Source organism: Actinophytocola sp. (assembly GCF_049647105.1).
Taxonomy (GTDB): Bacteria; Actinomycetota; Actinomycetes; order Mycobacteriales; family Pseudonocardiaceae; genus Actinophytocola.
In genome coordinates, this window is record NZ_JBARWZ010000213.1 from 1 (window position 1) to 16,059 (window position 16,059).

General features: G+C 71.4%; 19 protein-coding genes. 7 read left to right on the forward strand and 12 right to left on the reverse strand.

Features of this window, described 5'->3' with window-relative positions:
* Together WBA97_RS25070 and lexA are read left to right on the forward strand one after the other, a co-directional pair.
* Positions 1-1,142 (forward strand): hypothetical protein (locus tag WBA97_RS25070; RefSeq protein WP_424233365.1); only part of this gene is annotated, 1,142 nt, incomplete at its 5' end.
* A 50-nt stretch (positions 1,143-1,192) separates the two neighbouring features.
* Entirely contained in the window at positions 1,193-1,843 is a 651-nt protein-coding gene (gene lexA, locus WBA97_RS25075; RefSeq protein ID WP_424233366.1) for a transcriptional repressor LexA, read from the forward strand.
* 78 nt (positions 1,844-1,921) lie between these two features.
* On the opposite strand, the gene WBA97_RS25080 is transcribed toward lexA, so the two are convergent.
* A complete protein-coding gene (locus WBA97_RS25080) occupies positions 1,922-3,751 on the reverse strand; it encodes a multicopper oxidase family protein (protein ID WP_424233367.1) in 1,830 nt (609 codons plus the stop codon).
* 208 nt (positions 3,752-3,959) lie between these two features.
* Positions 3,960-4,544: a helix-turn-helix domain-containing protein gene (locus tag WBA97_RS25085; protein ID WP_424233368.1), complete on the reverse strand. Its 585-nt coding sequence runs from the start codon at positions 4,542-4,544 to the stop codon at positions 3,960-3,962.
* Between the two features lie 81 nt (positions 4,545-4,625).
* Between WBA97_RS25085 and WBA97_RS25090 the strand changes: the two genes are divergently transcribed.
* Genes WBA97_RS25090 through WBA97_RS25100 form a run of 3 tightly spaced genes read left to right on the forward strand, consistent with a single transcriptional unit; the run spans position 4,626 to position 8,414 of the window.
* The gene (locus WBA97_RS25090; protein ID WP_424233369.1) at positions 4,626-5,585 is read left to right on the forward strand and encodes an NAD(P)/FAD-dependent oxidoreductase; all 960 of its coding nucleotides are present in this window, start codon (positions 4,626-4,628) and stop codon (positions 5,583-5,585) included.
* Positions 5,586-5,623: 38 nt separating this feature from the next.
* Complete coding sequence (locus WBA97_RS25095) at positions 5,624-7,405, forward strand: thiamine pyrophosphate-requiring protein (RefSeq protein WP_424233370.1); 1,782 nt, start codon at positions 5,624-5,626, stop codon at positions 7,403-7,405.
* 52 nt (positions 7,406-7,457) lie between these two features.
* The gene (locus WBA97_RS25100; RefSeq protein WP_424233371.1) at positions 7,458-8,414 is read left to right on the forward strand and encodes a glycosyltransferase; all 957 of its coding nucleotides are present in this window, start codon (positions 7,458-7,460) and stop codon (positions 8,412-8,414) included.
* A 5-nt stretch (positions 8,415-8,419) separates the two neighbouring features.
* On the opposite strand, the gene WBA97_RS25105 is transcribed toward WBA97_RS25100, so the two are convergent.
* From WBA97_RS25105 to WBA97_RS25150, 10 genes are all read right to left on the reverse strand, one after another.
* Positions 8,420-8,965, reverse strand: a complete 546-nt coding sequence (locus WBA97_RS25105) for an alkaline shock response membrane anchor protein AmaP (RefSeq protein WP_424233372.1) — start codon at positions 8,963-8,965, stop codon at positions 8,420-8,422.
* Positions 8,962-9,501, reverse strand: a complete 540-nt coding sequence (locus WBA97_RS25110) for a DUF6286 domain-containing protein (protein ID WP_424233373.1) — start codon at positions 9,499-9,501, stop codon at positions 8,962-8,964. The genes WBA97_RS25105 and WBA97_RS25110 overlap by 4 nt, the downstream gene beginning before the upstream one ends.
* A complete protein-coding gene (locus WBA97_RS25115) occupies positions 9,498-9,869 on the reverse strand; it encodes an Asp23/Gls24 family envelope stress response protein (protein WP_424233374.1) in 372 nt (123 codons plus the stop codon). Before WBA97_RS25115 ends, WBA97_RS25110 begins: the two co-directional genes overlap by 4 nt.
* The gene (locus WBA97_RS25120; RefSeq protein WP_424233375.1) at positions 9,866-10,042 is read right to left on the reverse strand and encodes a hypothetical protein; all 177 of its coding nucleotides are present in this window, start codon (positions 10,040-10,042) and stop codon (positions 9,866-9,868) included. Before WBA97_RS25120 ends, WBA97_RS25115 begins: the two co-directional genes overlap by 4 nt.
* Positions 10,042-10,500, reverse strand: a complete 459-nt coding sequence (locus WBA97_RS25125; RefSeq protein WP_424233376.1) for an Asp23/Gls24 family envelope stress response protein — start codon at positions 10,498-10,500, stop codon at positions 10,042-10,044. Before WBA97_RS25125 ends, WBA97_RS25120 begins: the two co-directional genes overlap by 1 nt.
* Positions 10,501-10,549: 49 nt before the next feature.
* On the reverse strand, positions 10,550-10,852 hold the full coding sequence (locus WBA97_RS25130; protein ID WP_424233377.1) for a hypothetical protein: 303 nt from the start codon (positions 10,850-10,852) through the stop codon (positions 10,550-10,552).
* Positions 10,849-11,235 (reverse strand): Asp23/Gls24 family envelope stress response protein, encoded by a 387-nt coding sequence (locus tag WBA97_RS25135; protein ID WP_424233378.1) that lies wholly within the window; start codon positions 11,233-11,235, stop codon positions 10,849-10,851. Before WBA97_RS25135 ends, WBA97_RS25130 begins: the two co-directional genes overlap by 4 nt.
* Before the next feature lie 58 nt (positions 11,236-11,293).
* Positions 11,294-11,845, reverse strand: a complete 552-nt coding sequence (locus WBA97_RS25140; protein WP_424233379.1) for an Asp23/Gls24 family envelope stress response protein — start codon at positions 11,843-11,845, stop codon at positions 11,294-11,296.
* Complete coding sequence (locus WBA97_RS25145) at positions 11,836-12,390, reverse strand: RNA polymerase sigma factor (protein ID WP_424233380.1); 555 nt, start codon at positions 12,388-12,390, stop codon at positions 11,836-11,838. The genes WBA97_RS25140 and WBA97_RS25145 overlap by 10 nt, the downstream gene beginning before the upstream one ends.
* Before the next feature lie 74 nt (positions 12,391-12,464).
* Positions 12,465-13,475 carry a TerC/Alx family metal homeostasis membrane protein gene (locus WBA97_RS25150; protein ID WP_424233383.1) on the reverse strand — a complete coding sequence of 337 codons (1,011 nt, stop codon included), beginning with the start codon at positions 13,473-13,475 and terminating at the stop codon, positions 12,465-12,467.
* Positions 13,476-13,593: 118 nt separating this feature from the next.
* Between WBA97_RS25150 and ilvD the strand changes: the two genes are divergently transcribed.
* Both ilvD and WBA97_RS25160 read left to right on the forward strand, forming a co-directional pair.
* A complete protein-coding gene (gene ilvD, locus WBA97_RS25155; protein WP_424233381.1) occupies positions 13,594-15,276 on the forward strand; it encodes a dihydroxy-acid dehydratase in 1,683 nt (560 codons plus the stop codon).
* 76 nt (positions 15,277-15,352) lie between these two features.
* Positions 15,353-15,979, forward strand: coding sequence for an RNA polymerase sigma factor (locus tag WBA97_RS25160; RefSeq protein WP_424233382.1), 627 nt, complete (start codon positions 15,353-15,355; stop codon positions 15,977-15,979).
* The last annotated feature ends 80 nt before the right edge of the window (positions 15,980-16,059 follow it).

Sequence of the window (16,059 nt, forward strand, 5' to 3'; positions counted from 1 at the left end):
GCCCCCGGCAGCGCAGGCCGGTGGTGGCCGGTGCGGTCGCGGTCGCCGTGGTGGCCGCCCTCTACGCCGGGTACGGCCTCGCGGGCGCCGCCGTGTACGACCACGGGGTCGCCGCGCAGGCGAACGGCGACTGCGTCACGGCCGTCGGCGCGTTCGACACCGTCACCGGCCCGTTCGAGCTGACGCTGAACGCCGACGTGCTCGACGCGCGGGCCAGGTCGGTGGAGTGCGCCGCCTTCGAGAAGGCCCGTGCCGCGCAGGACCGCGACGACTACGAGTCGGCGATCGTGCTGTACGACGACTTCGGCAAGATCCACCAGGACAGCTCGCTGGCGCCGTACGTCCACGACAATCTCGCCGACACCCACTTCGCGAAGGCCACGAGCTGGCGGGAACCGGTGACCCCGGTCGACGCGCGGCTGTCGGTCGACACGCTTCTCATGCTGCGCAGGGACTTCGCCGACACCGAGGCCGCGAAGAAGGCGCCATCGGCGATCGCGGACATGTTCGCGGCGGCGACGAAACCGTACGGCGCGGGCAAGTTCTGCGACGACTCGCTGACGGTCCTCGCGTACTTCGCGGACCTCGACCCGTCGAGCGCGGGGGAGAAGGTCGTGGCCGACGCGAACACGTTCCGGGCGCGGTCGCTGTTCGAGTGCGGGATGAGCCAGTTCCGCGCGCAACGAAGGGGGGACGCGGTCAGCACGTTCGACGCGTTCCTCGCGGGCTACCCGAAAGACGGCCGCGTGGCGCAGGTGAAGGCGGCGCGGATCTCCGCGAAGGTCGCCTCCGCCATGGACGTGACGCTGCCGATGCCGCCTCCGCTCGGTGGCAACGACCCGGGCTCGATCACCATGACGTTCTACAACGACAGCCAGAAGCCGGTGAAGGTGCTCCTGGCGGGCCCGACCGCGCACGAGATCAACGTGCCCGCCTGCGAGCTGTGCCCGGCCAACTACGCCAAAGACGACCCGGCCGCCTGCGGGAACCTCGACGGCCGCCCGTCGGTGACGCTGCATCTGCCCCCGGCCACGTACTACTACACGACGGACACCCCCGGCTGGAGCAGGCAGCTGACCGGGTCGATCACGCCGAAGGTCGGCTGGGAGCACTGGCAGTGCGCGTACTCGACGCGCATGTGACCGGCGCGCCGGACGAGGTCCGTAGGTGCGGCTGGCCCTAGGATTTGCCGGTGACCACCTTCGACGATCTCGGCCTCGACGCATCGACCCTGCCGGAGCGGCAGCAGCGGATCCTCGTCGCGATCCGCGACTGGGTGGTCGAGTACGGCTACTCGCCCAGCACGCGGCAGATCGGCGACGCGGTCGGGCTGCGGTCGGCGTCGTCGGTGTCCAAGCACCTCGCCGCCCTGGAGGACAAGGGTTTCCTGCGCCGCAGCACGTCGGTGAGCCGGCCGATCGACGTGCGCGCTTTCCTGTCCGACCCGGCGGCGGGGGTGCGGCCCGGTGACTCGGTGCCCGTGCCGGTGGTCGGCGACATCGCGGCCGGTGTGCCCATCGCGGCGGAGGAACACGTCGACGACATCCTCACGCTGCCAAGGGGGCTCACCGGCCGGGGCACCGTGTTCGGCCTGCGCGTCCGGGGCGACTCGATGATCGACGCCGCGATCTGCGACGGCGACATCGTGGTGGTGCGCCAGGAACGCGAGGCCCACTCCGGCCAGATCGTCGCCGCGATGATCGACGATGAGGCGACGGTGAAGGTGTACCGCCGCCGCAACGGGCACGTGTACCTCGAACCCCGCAACCCGGCCTACGACGTCATCGACGGCGACCGCGCGGTGGTACTCGGCGTCGTGGTGTCAGTGCTGCGCAGCGTCTAGGGATGCCGCCCCGAAGGACGCTTTCGGGGCTTGACGACCCGAAAGCGTCCTTCATGGCATGCCACCCTTCTGGCTTGCTCAGTGCTCGCCGTGGGGGTGGCCCGGGTGGATGTGGAACCGCGAGACCTCCGGCGGGTGCACGACGAACGGGCGCATCATGCCCTCGTCCTCGTGGTCGAGGATGTGGCAGTGGTACATGAACTGGCCCGTCGCGCCCTCGAACAGTCCGGCCACCGTCAGCCACTCACCCGCCTGTAGCTGGAAGACGTCCTTCCACCCCTCTTCGTACGCCTCCAGCGGCCTGCCGACGGCCGGGGCGGGCAGTGGTGCGGTGGTGCCGCCCGTCTCGACATCGAACGTCGTCAGCTCGGTGTCGCTGTACTCTCGCCGGGTCAGCAGCTGGAACTGCGACATGTGGATGTGCATCGGGTGCGTCGGCCCGCCGAGGTGGATCAGGTTCCACACCGCCCACCGGCCGTGGTCGATGAAGAACGTGTTGGTGTCGTCGAACAGGCTCGCGACCTTCCGGAACGTCCTCACCTTCCCGTCGGCCGGGTCGGTGACCTGGATGATCCCCGCCGAGGGGAACTCGGCCGGCACCTCCTCGTCGGGGACCTCCTGCAGCTCCCACATCTGCGGGTGCGCCTCGCCCTCGGTGCCCTGCGGGACGGTGGCGACGAAGACGTGGTCGTGTTCCGCCAGCTCCGGCGAGTCGTGGCTCAGCCGCTTGTAGGACGTCGACACCTTTTCCGGCAACGTGAACGAGTCGTGCCGGTCCCGGTTCTCCACCCGGAACTCCATGAGGTCCGGCTCGACCGCGCTGCCGGTGTTGGTGAGGCGCAGGCGCTGCCCCTTGAACCGGCTGAAGTCGATCAGCACGTCGGCCCGCTCGGCTGGCGCGAGGACCAGCCCGTCCGCAGGCACCGAGGCCGGTTTCGGCAGCAGACCGCCGTCGGTGCCGATGATCCGCACCGCCTCGTTGCGCACGGTCCCCGCCTCGTCGATCAGGTTGAGGCGGTAGAACCGCGAGTTCGCGGCGTTGACCACGCGGAAGCGGTACCAGCGGGCATCCACGTCCAGGTGCGGCCAGATGACCCCGTTGACGACGTTGAACGGGCCGGTGAACGGGATCATCGCGCCGTTCGCCAATACGTAGGGAACCTTGAACAGCAGCTGCCCGGTGAGTGCGCCGGTGCCCGGGTCCGTGTCGAGGTTGCGGTCGGCGATGATCAGCGGGATCTCGTGATCACCACCGGGGAGCTCCAGCGTGTCCTCCTCGCGGTCACGCACCAGGTACAGCCCGGCCAGCCCGGCGTGCACGTTGAACCGCGTCACCGCCATCGCGTGGTCGTGATACCAGAGCGTGGTCGACGGCTGCACGTTCGGGTACTCGGTGAGCTGCGCGTGCCCCGCGAGCGTCGCGTTGTGCGCCCAGCCGTCGTTGCCGCCGCCGGTCATCGCGCCGTGCAGGTGGACCACGGTCCACGCAGGCAGTTCAGCGACCCCCTCGATGATCTTGACGTGCTCCGGCAGGGTGCCGTCGGCGTTGCGGTAGCCGGGGCTGTTCGCGGGGTTCGGGTTCGGGGGCACGAGCGGCGCCTGCACCGCGACGAGCGGGATGGTGCCCTCGATGTCGTTGCTCCACGCGATCCGCAGGCGCTTGCCGCTGCGGACCTCGATGGTGGGGCCGGGGAACTGTCCTTCATAGGCCCACACCGTGGTCGCGGGGAGCTGCGAGTGCAGCCGCGTTCGCGCCGTGGTCATGTTGATCGTGATCTCGTCCTGGTGCCACCACGAATGCGGCCGGACGAGCGGCGGAATCCGCAACGGGTCCAAGAATTTGGTGAGCCCGTAATTGGGTCCCGTCGCTGTGACGGTCTGTGTCGGCTGGGTGATGACGTCAGTCATCTACATTCCTCCTGCGTGTGTGCAGGGGAGTACACCCGTTGTGGTGCAACGGTTACAAGAGCGCGCTACTGTCCCCCAGGAACGCGATCCCCCCTCGTGAAAACTCCCCCAGTGTCATGATCGCCGAGTTCCCCGCTCGGTAAGAGCCTCGGTTGTCGCCAGCATAAGGGAATTTTCTCGCTCCTGCCACGACAGTCCGAAATCACCCTCAATCCTGCTTTGGGCGTGCTCTCAGGTGTGCGCGCTCGCCCTGTTTGCCGAACAGGCTCAGGAACTCGACGGGTTCCTCGTCGGCGGCGCCGAACCAGTGCGGGACGCGGGTGTCGAACTCGGCGGCCTCGCCGGGGGACATCACGAAGTCGTGTTCACCGAGGACCACCCTCAACTGTCCATTGAGGACATACAGCCACTCGTAGCCTTCGTGTGTCTGGGGTTCCGGGTCGCGGCGGGGGCTGCTGGGCGCGATGACCAGCTTGTACGCCTGTATGCCGCCCGCTCGCCTGGTCAGCGGCAGCATGGTCATGCCGTGGCGTTGCACCGGGCGCAGGTGGATGCGCGGGTCGCCGGTCGGCGGCGCGCCGACCAGCTCGTCGAGCGTCACGTTGTAGGCCTTGGCCAGTGGGAGTAGCAGCTCCAGCGTCGGCCTGCGGGCGCCGGACTCCAGGCGGGACAGCGTGCTCACCGAGACACCGGTCTCCGAGGACAGGTCGGCCAGCGTCGTCTCCCGCTGTTTGCGCAGCGCGCGCAGGCGGGGGCCGACCGCGTCCAGTGCCTGGTCCAGATCGTCGTCCATGTCCAGCAGTTTGCCACTTCGGCAACGGTTGTTGCCACCCGGGCGAGACCGCGCGCATCGTGGGCCGAGGAGGTGGTCAAGGTGACCGAGTACGACGTGGTGGTGATCGGCGGCGGTGCCGCCGGGCTGAACGGGGCCCTGATGCTGGCGCGCTCGCGGCGGTCGGTGGTGGTGGTCGACGCGGGGCAACCCCGCAACGCACCCGCGGCCGGGGTGCACGGGCTGCTGGGCAGGGAGGGCACCCCGCCCGCCGAGCTGCTCGCCCTCGGCCGGGAGGAGGTGGTCGGCTACGGCGGCGAGATCACGCCGGGCGAGGTGGCCGACGTGACCCGCGACGGCGACCGGTTCGCCGTGACGCTGACCGACGGCAGGACCATCATCGGCCGCCGCCTGCTCGTGGCCACCGGACTCGTCGACGAGCTGCCGGACCTGCCCGGTCTGCGGGAACGGTGGGGCAAGGACGTCGTGCACTGTCCGTACTGCCACGGCTGGGAGGTCCGCGACCAGGCCATCGGCGTGCTGGCGACCGGGCCGATGTCGATGCACCAGGCACAGCTGTTCCGGCAGCTCAGCGCCGACGTCACGGTCTTCTCTCACACCCTGCCGCCCTCGGCGGAGCAGGCGGAGGAGCTGGCGGCACGCGGCATCCGGGTGGTCCCCGGCGAGGTCGCGGGCCTCGAGATCACCGACGACCGGATCACCGGGGTGCGGATGGCGGACGGCACCGTCGTCGCCCGTACCGCGGTGGCCGTCGCGACCCGGATGGTCGCCAGGGCCGGGTTCCTCGCCGGTCTCGGGCTGACGCCGGTCGCACATCCGTCGGGGATCGGCGAGCACCTGCCCGCCGACCAGGCAGGCCGCACCGACGTGCCGGGGGTGTGGGTGGCGGGCAACGTCACCGACCTCGCCGCGCAGGTAGGCACGTCGGCCGCGGCCGGTGCGGGCGCCGGTGCGCAGATCAACGCCGACCTCATCGCCGAGGAGACCCGCCTGGCCGTCGCCGCCCACCGGGAGAGGTGTACGGCCTCGCTCGCCGGGTAGCCGTCATGGGCGAACCGAGACGAGCGGGAGTCGAACCCATGGCACAGACAGTCGGTGACTACGTCCTCCAGCGCCTGCGGGACTGGGGCGTGCGGCAGATCTTCGCCTACCCCGGCGACGGGATCAACGGCCTGGTCGCCGCGTTCGGCAAGGCCGGCAACGACCCGCGGTTCGTGCAGGTACGGCACGAGGAGATGGCCGCGTTCGCCGCGGTCGGGTACGCGAAGTTCTCCGGCGGCGTCGGCGTCTGCATGGCCACCTCCGGTCCCGGCGCCATCCACCTGCTGAACGGCCTGTACGACGCGAAGCTCGACCACGTGCCGGTGGTCGCGATCGTCGGCCAGACCGCACGCAGTGCCATGGGCGGCAGCTACCAGCAGGAGGTCGACCTCCATTCGCTGTTCAAGGACGTCGCCTCCGAGTACCTGGTCGAGGTCAACGTGCCCGAGCAGCTGCCGAACGCGATCGACCGGGCCATCAGGGTCGCGCAGGCCAGTCGCGCGCCGACCGCCGTGATCATCCCGAACGACGTGCAGGAGGCCGCGTACGAGCCGCCGCAGCACACGTTCAAGCACGTCCCGTCCAGCTCGCCGGGCACGGCGTGGGCGGCGCCGGTGCCACCGGAAGGTGACCTGGCGCGGGCCGCGGAACTGGTCGACGCGGGGGAGAAGGTCGCCATCCTCGTCGGGCAGGGTGCGCGCGGCGCGGCCGCGCAGGTGCGGGAGCTGGCCGAGCTGACCGGCGCCGGGGTGGCGAAGGCACTCCTTGGCAAGGACGTGCTGTCCGACGAGCTGCCCTACGTCACCGGTTCGATCGGCCTGCTCGGCACCCGGCCGAGCTTCGAGCTGATGCGTGACTGCGACACGCTGCTGATCATCGGGTCGAACTTCCCGTACAGCCAGTTCCTGCCGGAGTTCGGGCAGGCGCGGGCCGTGCAGATCGACATCGACGGCCGGTTCATCGGCATGCGGTACCCGACCGAGATCAACCTGGTCGGCGACGCGGCCGCGACGCTGGCCGCGCTGCTGCCCAAGCTCACCCGCAAGGACGACCGAGGCTGGCGCGAGAAGATCGAGAAGGACGTCGCCGACTGGTGGTCCACCGTGAACGACCAGGCCGATGTGGACGCGCGGCCGGTGAACCCGATGCGGATCGTCGCCGAGCTGTCCAGCCGCCTCCCGGACGACGCGATCGTGACCGCCGACTCCGGTTCGTCCACCAACTGGTACGCCCGCAACCTCAGGCTGCGCGAAGGCATGCGTGCCTCCCTGTCGGGCACGCTGGCGACGATGGGCCCCGGGGTGCCGTACGCGATCGGCGCCAAGTTCGCCCATCCCGGCCGCCCGGTGGTCGCGCTGGTCGGCGACGGTGCCATGCAGATGAACGGGCTGGCCGAGCTGATCACCCTCGCCCACTACCGGCACCTGTGGGACGACCAGCGGTGCGTGGTGTGCGTGTTCCACAACAACGACCTCAACCAGGTCACCTGGGAGCTGCGGGCGATGGGCGGGGCGCCGAAGTTCGAGGAGTCCCAGACCCTGCCCGACGTCGACTACGCGGCGTTCGCCCGCTCGCTCGGCCTCGGCGGCGTCACCGTCACCGATCCCGGCGACGTCGGGCGTGCGTGGGAGGACGCGCTCATGGCGGACCGCCCGGTCGTGCTGGACATCCACTGCGACCCCGAGGTGCCGCCGATCCCACCGCACGCCACGTTCGAGCAGATGAAGTCGGTGACCGAGGCCGTGCTCAAGGGCGACCCCGAGGCGTTCCACCTGCTCGCGCAGGGGGTGAAGACCAAGCTGGCCGAGCTGCGCCGCTGAGCCCTCAGCGAACGCGGGCGCCGGGACCGGGCGCGGTGCGTACGTTGATCGCATGCGCGTGCTGTTCGCGAGCCTGGCTTCGGTCGGCCACACCTATCCGCTGATCCCGCTCGCCATCGCCGCCAGGGAAGCCGGGCACGAGGTGCACTTCGCCGCCGGTGAGGAGGTCCACGCGCCACTCGCGGCACACGGTCTGCGCCCCTTCCGCCCCTCGGACTCGTTCTACGAGATCTACGCCGAGGACCTCGCCCCCGAACTGGACCGTCTGCGCCCCGACCTCGTCATCCACGAATGGGGCCTGCCCGGCGCCGCCACCGCCGCACGCGACGCGGGCATCCCCGGCCTCTGGCACGGCTTCGGGCGCATGTACCCCGACGGCATCGGGCTCGAAAGGCCGCGCGGCGGCACGCACCTCGACATCTGCCCGCCTTCCCTGCAGGACAAGGACTTCCTCGACAGCCGGAGCCCGCTGCGTCCGGTCCCGTTCGCCGAACCCGGCGAGACGTTCGACGGCCCGCTGATCTACCTCACCCTCGGCACCGCGTTCGGCACCGCCGAGCTGCTGACCACCGCCATCCGCGGCCTCGCCGCGCTGGGGAAGCCGGTGGTGGTCGCCACCGGGCGGGTGCGGCCAGAGGAGCTGGGCCAGGTGCCGGGCAACGTCGTCGTGCGGAAATGGGTGCCGCAGGCCGACCTCCTTCCGCACGCCGAACTGGTCGTCCACCACGGCGGCAGCGGCACCACCCTCGGCGCGCTGGCCGCGGGTGTACCGCAGCTGGTCCTGCCGCAGGGTGCCGACCAGTTCGCCAACGCCGACGCGCTCACCGAGGTCGGCGCCGCCCGCCAGCTCCTCCCCGGCGAGGTCACCCCGGCCGCGATCGCCGACAGCGCCGCGGCCGTGCGCGCCGGGCACCGGGACGCGGCCCGCGCGGTCGCGGCCGAGATCGCAGGCATGCCCTCGCCTGCCGAGGTCGCCCGCAGGCTCCCTGACCTAGTGACCCGACGGTGAACGGGTCACTGGACCCGGGTGCCTTCCTTCGTGGTGAAGCGGAACTCCACCGCGGTGGGCAGGGCGCCCAGGTCCAGTGCCTGTCGCAGCCGGGGGAGCGCGTAGGCGCCGATGTACTCGCGCACGGCCGCCACCGAGGTGTCCTGCTCGATCCCGACCACCATCGCGAGTCGCGGCGACGCGGGCGGTCCCGACAGCGCCGCGCGTGCCGTGTGCACACCGGGGCACGCGGTCACGTCCGTGACGAACGGGTCGGTCGCGGCACTCGTCGACAGCTCGGTCCCGCCGGACTCCGAGTCCTCTTCCAGTTGCCACGTCTGGTTTTTCGTCGCCGGGGTGATCTGCGCCAGCAGCCAGCGCAGCGCCAGCAGGGCGACGACGACACCCGAGGCCGCGATGACGTACAGCACCCATGTCGGCGGCTCGCCAACGCCCGGCACCAGCCGCGCGTCGCGGTCCACCAGCGTGAGCACGCCGGTCTGCGTTGCGATCGCGAAACCACCCGCTGCCAGCAGGACGAGCCCGATCATGGCGAGCAGTACCCGGTTCACCGGCCCCTCCTCGTGGTCGACACTCGCGTGTGGACGGTCAGGTCGATCGCCGGGCCGATCTGGTCGAGCCGGTGCTCGACGGCCGAGGTCACCGCGTCGTCAAGGCCCGCCGTGGTGACCCGGTTGGTGCGGACCGCGGCACGCACGCGACGGCGGCCGAGACGCAACCGGGTCGAGGACACCCCGTCGACCGACGCGGACGCCGCCCGCAGCGTGTTCCGCAGACTGCGCCGGGACGCGCCGGAGTCGAGACCAGAGTTGCCGGTGTCCCGTAAGGGGAGCACGGTCGGCCTGCCGGGCAGCACCGCGACCATGACCATCAGTAGGCCCAGCGCGGCGACGACGATCCCGGCGACGAGGACGGACGTGTCGCTCCAGCGCGTGTCATACAGTGCCGTCGCCGCCCGGTCGTAGCTGATCCACGGATCCTCGTGCAGCAGCATCTGGATGGCGACGATCGCGGCCAGTGCTCCGGCGGCGCACAGCACCAGCGCGGCGAGTGTCGCGGGAACACCACGCCGTGGCCGCCGCTTCACGACACCCTCCGCGCGGGCGCGACATCCTGGTACAGCCCCGTCACCGTGACGTCCACTGTGGACACGGTAAGACCGGTGAGGCCACCGACCCGCCGCGTGAGGTGCGCCCGCGCCCGCCGCGCGGTGCCCCGCACCGACGCCGGGTACGCGACCGACATCCGCACGGTCATGGCGACCTCCTCGCCGCTGACCCGCGCGGTGACCTTGGCCTCGCGGCCCGGCGCGCCCGCGCCGACCGAGATGCCCAGCATCGTGCGTGTCGTGCCACCCACGTCGTCCAGTTCGGACAGTGCGTGGGCGGCGATCCGCTCGACGGCCTGCGTGCCGACCGTGGTCCGTCCCCGGCTCACGGTCGCGGCGGCGGTCATCCCCGGTCCCGGCCGAGAAGCGCCGACAGGTCGAGCTTGCCGTCGGCGTACCGGCCGGCGAGCAGGCCGAGCGCACCGAGGACGAGGACGACGAGGAACGCGCTGAACCCGCCGAACGCGGCCGCCATGCCCAGTGTCAGGCCGGTGAGCAGCCCGATGTGTGCCGAGTTCATCACTGCACCCGGTGCTGTTCCGGCTGGGTGTCGTCGTCAGTGGGGATGTACACGTCGCTGACGTTGATGTTGACCTCGACGACCTCGAGCCCGGTCATCTGCTCGATCGACGTGATCACGTTGCGCCGGATGGACCGCGACAGGTCGGTGATCGCGACCCCGTACTCGACGACGATCTGCAGATCGACGGCCGCCTGGGTCTCCCCGACCTCCACCGCGACGCCCTGTCCCGCGCTCGCGGTCGCACCCGGGATCCGCTCCCGCAGCGAACCGAGTGCACGGGCGGTGCCGCTGCCGAGGTCGTGCACGCCGGGGATCTCGCGGGTGGCGAGCCCGGCGATCTTCTGCACCACGGTGTCCGCGATCGTGGTCGACCCCTGGTTCGACACCAGTCGTGAGACGGCGTTCTTGTCGTCGCGCTTGGCGTTGTCCTGCGCCTTTTCTGCCGTTCCGGTCATGATTTCTCCCTGTGGTTGTGTACTCCTCGGACATGCGGGGCCCGGATCGTCACGGACCCTGGTCGAACGCGGTCGCGTCGACGTCGGTGATCACCAGCCGCAGCAGGGTCCTCTCCCGGCCGACGTCGGCAAGTGCCTGCCGCACCACGGTTTCCGCCAGCCGCAGCACCGGCCCCAACGGCAGCACGAGCGCGACCAGCCGCACCTCGATGTCGCCGGGCGCGACGTCGACCGCGAGCAACTCCAGATCCCACGGCATCCGCGTGACCTGAGGCGTCGCGGGCCGCAGGCCCGGCACCTTCCGCACCGCGGCGAGCACCACCTCGGCGACCGTGCCCGCGGGTGCGGTCATCCCGGCAACTCGATATCGAGCACCGACACGGTCACCACGGCGGTGACCCCGGTCGCCTCGGCCAACTCGGCCGCCACCGCGGCACGCACCGCGTTGCCGACCGCGATCGCCTGCCCCGCGACGGCAACCCCCACCTCGACGCACACGTGCGAGCCCGCGACCCAGACCCGGGTCCCCTCCGCCGCGGCGGGCGTGAGCCCCTTGGCCCGCTGCCGAACCAGCCGCCCAACGGAGGCCACAAGACCGGCAACCCCAGGCTCGACACGCCGCACCCCCGGTACCGCCGCCGCGGCCCGCACCGCGACCGCCGCCAGCACGGCGGGGGAATACCCGGCCTCCGACCGTGCCCCGGCGACAGAGCTCGCCAACGCGACGGTGATCACGTGCACCACCTCGCCGCACCCGCCCCGCCTCGCGGCGGGTGGCTCGGGACGTGCGGGTTCATGCCCGGCCTCCCGGTTCGTAGAGGTCCTCCACCGTCAGGTCGAGCCGGGCGAGCCGCACCCCCACCTGGGCCAGCGCCGCGGCCGCGAGCCGGTCCCGTACCTCGTCGAGTGCGGGCAACGCGAACCGGCCGAACGCGACCGCGATCGTCATCTCCACCTCGATCGCCCGGTCGTCGGCGGACAGCTCGGTCACCCGGCAGCGGCGGGCCCGCACGCCGTCGACCCCGTCGGCGGCGGACCGCAGCACCGCGGCCACCGCCTGCGCGCTGAGCCGAACCCCGCCCTCGGTGTCGGCGGACGGGCCGAGCAGTTCGTGCCTGCGGATCTCCGCGCGGACCGCGGCCATGACGCGGCCGGTCAGGTCACGCGGCGGCGCGATGTCCTCGTCGGCCAGCTCCTTCGTCAGGTCACGCAGCACCAGCAGGCTCTCCCGCGTGCGACGGCAGTACCGGCAGGTGCGGTCGTGCTCGTCGCCCGCGTCGAGGTGCCGCCACACGTCCTCCACGTCCCGGCCGCACGGCAGCCGGTAACCCTGGGTCACCGCCATGGCGACATCACCTCCGCGAGCACTGCCCTGGCCCGCGCGATCCGGCCACGCACCGTGGTCGCGGTCGTGCCGATGGTGCGGGCGATCTCGTCGTACGAACGGCCGTGGATCTCACGCAGCAGCCAGCACGCGCGCTGTTCCGGGGTCAGTGCACCGAGCGCCGAGACCAGCGCCGACAACCGCGCCCCCGCCTCCGCGGCCTGCTCCGGTCCGCCGTCGGCCGACGGCGACTCGCGGGTGTCCAGCTCGACGTCGGCGACCGGCCTGCGGGCGCGGATCAGGTTCAGGCACCGGTTGGTCGTCGCGCGGTACAGCCAGCCTGCGAACGCGGCGTCGTCCCGCAACCGGGGCAGCCGCCGCCACGCCGTCAGGAACACCTCCTGCGCGACGTCCTCCGCGTCGACCGTGCTCGACAGCATGCGCAGACCCAGCCGGTAGATCGGTGCCTGGTAGCGGCGCACGACCTCCTCGTACGCGCGGGCGTCGCCGTCCCTCGCCCTTGCGACGAGGGTCGCGGTGTCGAGTGGCGTGTCGAGCGCTGGCATGTGCCCCCCTCCGGCGCGGTGTCCCTCCACCATTGACAGTCACGGGGGCTGGACAAACCTCGCCGGGCCGGTAGTCACTCGGCCGGGTGATCACGCTCACCCGGCCGGTGTGCCCGCAGGGAGCCGGGGTGGGCCTTGGCCGTCGGGTCGTCGCGGGTCCTGATCAGGCTCGCGACCGTGACCACCACGAGCACGGTGACGATCACGCCGAGGCTGAGCGGGGTGGGGATCTCGGGGATGTCCTCGTCGATGTCCACGTGCGCCCAGTGCAGGATCAGCTTGACGCCGATGAACGCGAGGATCAGCGCGAGACCGGCCGACAGGTACACCAGCCGGTCCAGCAGGCCCTTCACCAGGAAGAACAGCGCGCGCAGGCCCAGCAGCGCGAACGCGTTGGCCGTGAACACGATGAAGGCCTCGTCGGTGACGCCGAAGACCGCCGGGATCGAGTCCAGCGCGAACAGCAGGTCGATGCTGCCGATCGCGATCAGCACCACCAGCAGCGGGGTGACCATCCTGCGGCCGTCGACCTTCGTGAAGAGGTTGCCGCCGACGTACTCCTCGGTCACCGGCAGCACCCGGCGCGCGGCCTTGACCATGACGTTGTCCTCGACGTCCGGGTCCTCGTCGCGATGCCGGAACAGCTGGATCGCCGTGCCGATCAACAGCAGTCCGAACAGCAGGAACATGAAGGAGAACAACGACAGCAGCGTTGCGCCGAGCGCGATGAAGATTCCCCGCATGATCAGCGCGAGGACGATGCCGAAGGTCAGGACCTTGTGCTGGTGTTCCTCCGGGACCGCGAACGTGGTCATCACGATGACGAACACGAACAGGTTGTCCACCGACAGGCTCTTCTCGACGATGTAGCCTGCGAAGTACTCGGTGCCCGCCTCGGAGCCGTACGCCGCCGCGAACCACACCCCGAAGCCGATGGCCACGAGGATGTAGAAGATCGACCACGCGGTGGCTTCCTTGAACCCGACCCGGTGGGGGCGCAGGCTCGCGGCGATCAGGTCCACTGCCAGTAGGGCGATGATGAGCCCGAAGGTGACGGCCCACGTCAGTCCGCTGATGTCGAGCACGTGCCGATCGTCGCTCGCCATGCCCTTCCACGCACGCCGAACTTCTCGGGTTCGGCGATGCCAAAGGCGGTCGCGCGCCCTACGGTTGACGTGACCCGTCCAGTGCAGGGAGGCGTCCATGGAGCTTCGGCATCGTTCGCGCGCGCTCGTGGAAGGCCCGGCCAGGGCCGGGGCGCGGGCACAGCTCAAGGGCATGGGCTACGACGACGAGGCGCTGGGCAAGCCGTTCGTCGGCGTGGCGCACTGCTGGACCGAGACCATGCCGTGCAACTTCACGCACCGCACGCTCGCGGCCTCGGCGAAGAACGGGGTGCGGGAGCGGGGCGGCACGCCCATGGAGGTCAACACGATCGCGATCTCCGACGGCATCACGATGGGCACGCCCGGCATGCGGACCTCGCTGGTGTCGCGGGAGGTCATCGCCGACTCGATCGAGCTGGTCGCACGCGGCCACTGCTTCGACGCGCTCGTCGGGATCGCCGGGTGCGACAAGACGCTGCCCGGTGTGGTGATGGCCATGGCGCGGCTCGACCTGCCCAGTGTGCTGCTCTACAGCGGGTCGATCCGGCCAGGCTGCTGGCAGGGCCGGGACGTCACCGTGCAGGAGGTGTTCGAGGCGGTCGGCGCGCACTCCGCAGGCCGGATCACCGACGCCGAGCTGGCCGAGCTGGAGGCGGCCGCGTCGCCGGGGGTCGGTGCGTGCGGCGGGCAGTTCACCGCCAACACCATGGCGATGGTGTTCGAGGTGATGGGCCTGTCCCCGCTCGGCTCCGCGATGGTGCCCGCCGAGGACGACGGCAAACCGGGGGTGGCGCAGCGGGTCGGCCGGCTCGCCATGGACGTGCTGGCCGCAGGCATCCGGCCGAGCGCCGTGATCACCCGGGAGTCGATCCGCAACGCGATGACCGCCGTCGCCGCGTCCGGTGGCTCCACCAACGCCGTGCTGCACCTGCTCGCGATCGCCGCCGAGACGGGCGTGGCGATCGACATCGACGACATGGACGAGATCAGCGCCAAGACCCCGCTGATCTGCGACCTCAAGCCCGGCGGCCGGTTCGTCGCCACCGACCTGTACGCGGCCGGCGGCGTGCCGCTGCTCGTCCGGCGCCTGCTGGAGGGCGGGCTGCTCGACCAGGACGCGATGACCGTCACCGGCCAGACCATCGGCGAGGCCGTGCACGACGCCGCCGAGACCGAGGGCCAGGAGGTCGTCCTGCCGCTCGACCGGCCGCTCAAACCGACCGGCGGCCTCGCGATCCTGCGCGGCAACCTCGCGCCGGACGGCTCGGTCGTGAAGCTGTCCGGGCACGAGCGGCAGTACCACCGAGGCCCGGCGCGGGTGTTCGACGGCGAGGAGGCCGCGATGGCCGCCGTGCTCGCCGGGCAGATCGTGGCGGGTGACGTGGTCGTCATCCGGGCGGAGGGACCGGCGGGCGGGCCCGGCATGCGGGAGATGCTCGCGGTCACCGGCGCGCTCATGGGTGCGGGCCTCGGGTCGGACGTCGCGCTGCTCACCGACGGCCGGTTCAGCGGCGCGACCAGGGGATTCATGGTCGGGCACGTGGCACCGGAGGCCGTGCGCGGCGGGCCGATCGCGGCCGTGCGGGACGGCGACACGGTCACCATCGACGTCGCCGCCCGTCGCCTCGACGTCGACCTGCCCGACGAGGAGATCGCGGCGCGAGTGGCCGCCTGGCAGGCCCCGCCCAACCCGCACCGGACCGGCGTGCTCGCCAAGTACGAGGCCCAGGTCGGCAGCGCCAGCACCGGCGCGACCACCAACCCGGCGTTGCCCCGCTGAGGCGGGTGTGTGACGTTTCCGGGGGACCGTGCGCCAACACTGGTGGGGTCCTCCTACGTCGAGTCGAGGTTCGTGAGTGACAGCTGGTCAGGCAGCGGCTGACCTGTCCGCGGCGGTGCGGGCGGCACGTGACGGGAACGAGGCGGCGTTCCGTCAGCTGTACCGGGAGGTGCAGCCCGGTTTGCTGCGGTACCTGCGCGGGCTCGTCGGCGGGGAGGACGCCGAGGACCTCGCCTCGGAGACGTGGCTGCAGATCGCGCGTGACCTGCGCACCTTCCGGGACGACGGCCCCGGCGGGTTCCGCGGCTGGGCGGCGACCATCGCCCGGCACCGGGCGCTCGACCACGTCCGGCGCATGCAGCGGCGGCCCGCGCCGGGGCTGTCCATGGACGCGCTGGTCGACCTGGCGGACCGCAACGACACCGAGGAGCAGGCGATCACGCTGGCGGCGACCAACGCGACCATCGAGCTGATCGCCACCCTGCCGAGGGACCAGGCGGAGGCCGTGCTGCTGCGGGTCGTGATGGGGCTCGACGCGCGGGCGGCCGCCGCCGTGATGGGCAAGCGGCCCGGCGCGGTGCGGACCGCCGTGTGGCGGGGGCTGCGCAAGCTCGGCGAGCGGCTCGACGAACCGGGAGACCGGCCGGTCGCGGCCTCCGGTGTGACGCTCGCGGGCGAGCGGGCGCCAAGGAAGACGTCATGAGCATTCAGAGACCACCACGCGTGGACCGCGACACCGCCGAGCAACTGCTCGCGGGTCCCGGACCGGTCGCGTCCGTGCTG

What these genes read in the sequence shown, in the direction of transcription:
- WBA97_RS25080 (WP_424233367.1), bottom strand. Translation starts at nt 3,751, where the DNA reads ATGACTGACGTCATCACCCAGCCGACACAGACCGTCACAGCGACGGGA.
- WBA97_RS25085 (WP_424233368.1), bottom strand. Translation starts at nt 4,544, where the DNA reads ATGGACGACGATCTGGACCAGGCACTGGACGCGGTCGGCCCCCGCCTG.
- WBA97_RS25095 (WP_424233370.1), top strand. Translation starts at nt 5,624, where the DNA reads ATGGCACAGACAGTCGGTGACTACGTCCTCCAGCGCCTGCGGGACTGG.
- WBA97_RS25100 (WP_424233371.1), top strand. Translation starts at nt 7,458, where the DNA reads ATGCGCGTGCTGTTCGCGAGCCTGGCTTCGGTCGGCCACACCTATCCG.
- WBA97_RS25115 (WP_424233374.1), bottom strand. Translation starts at nt 9,869, where the DNA reads ATGACCGCCGCCGCGACCGTGAGCCGGGGACGGACCACGGTCGGCACG.
- WBA97_RS25120 (WP_424233375.1), bottom strand. Translation starts at nt 10,042, where the DNA reads ATGAACTCGGCACACATCGGGCTGCTCACCGGCCTGACACTGGGCATG.
- WBA97_RS25125 (WP_424233376.1), bottom strand. Translation starts at nt 10,500, where the DNA reads ATGACCGGAACGGCAGAAAAGGCGCAGGACAACGCCAAGCGCGACGAC.
- WBA97_RS25130 (WP_424233377.1), bottom strand. Translation starts at nt 10,852, where the DNA reads ATGACCGCACCCGCGGGCACGGTCGCCGAGGTGGTGCTCGCCGCGGTG.
- WBA97_RS25140 (WP_424233379.1), bottom strand. Translation starts at nt 11,845, where the DNA reads ATGGCGGTGACCCAGGGTTACCGGCTGCCGTGCGGCCGGGACGTGGAG.
- WBA97_RS25145 (WP_424233380.1), bottom strand. Translation starts at nt 12,390, where the DNA reads ATGCCAGCGCTCGACACGCCACTCGACACCGCGACCCTCGTCGCAAGG.
- ilvD (WP_424233381.1), top strand. Translation starts at nt 13,594, where the DNA reads ATGGAGCTTCGGCATCGTTCGCGCGCGCTCGTGGAAGGCCCGGCCAGG.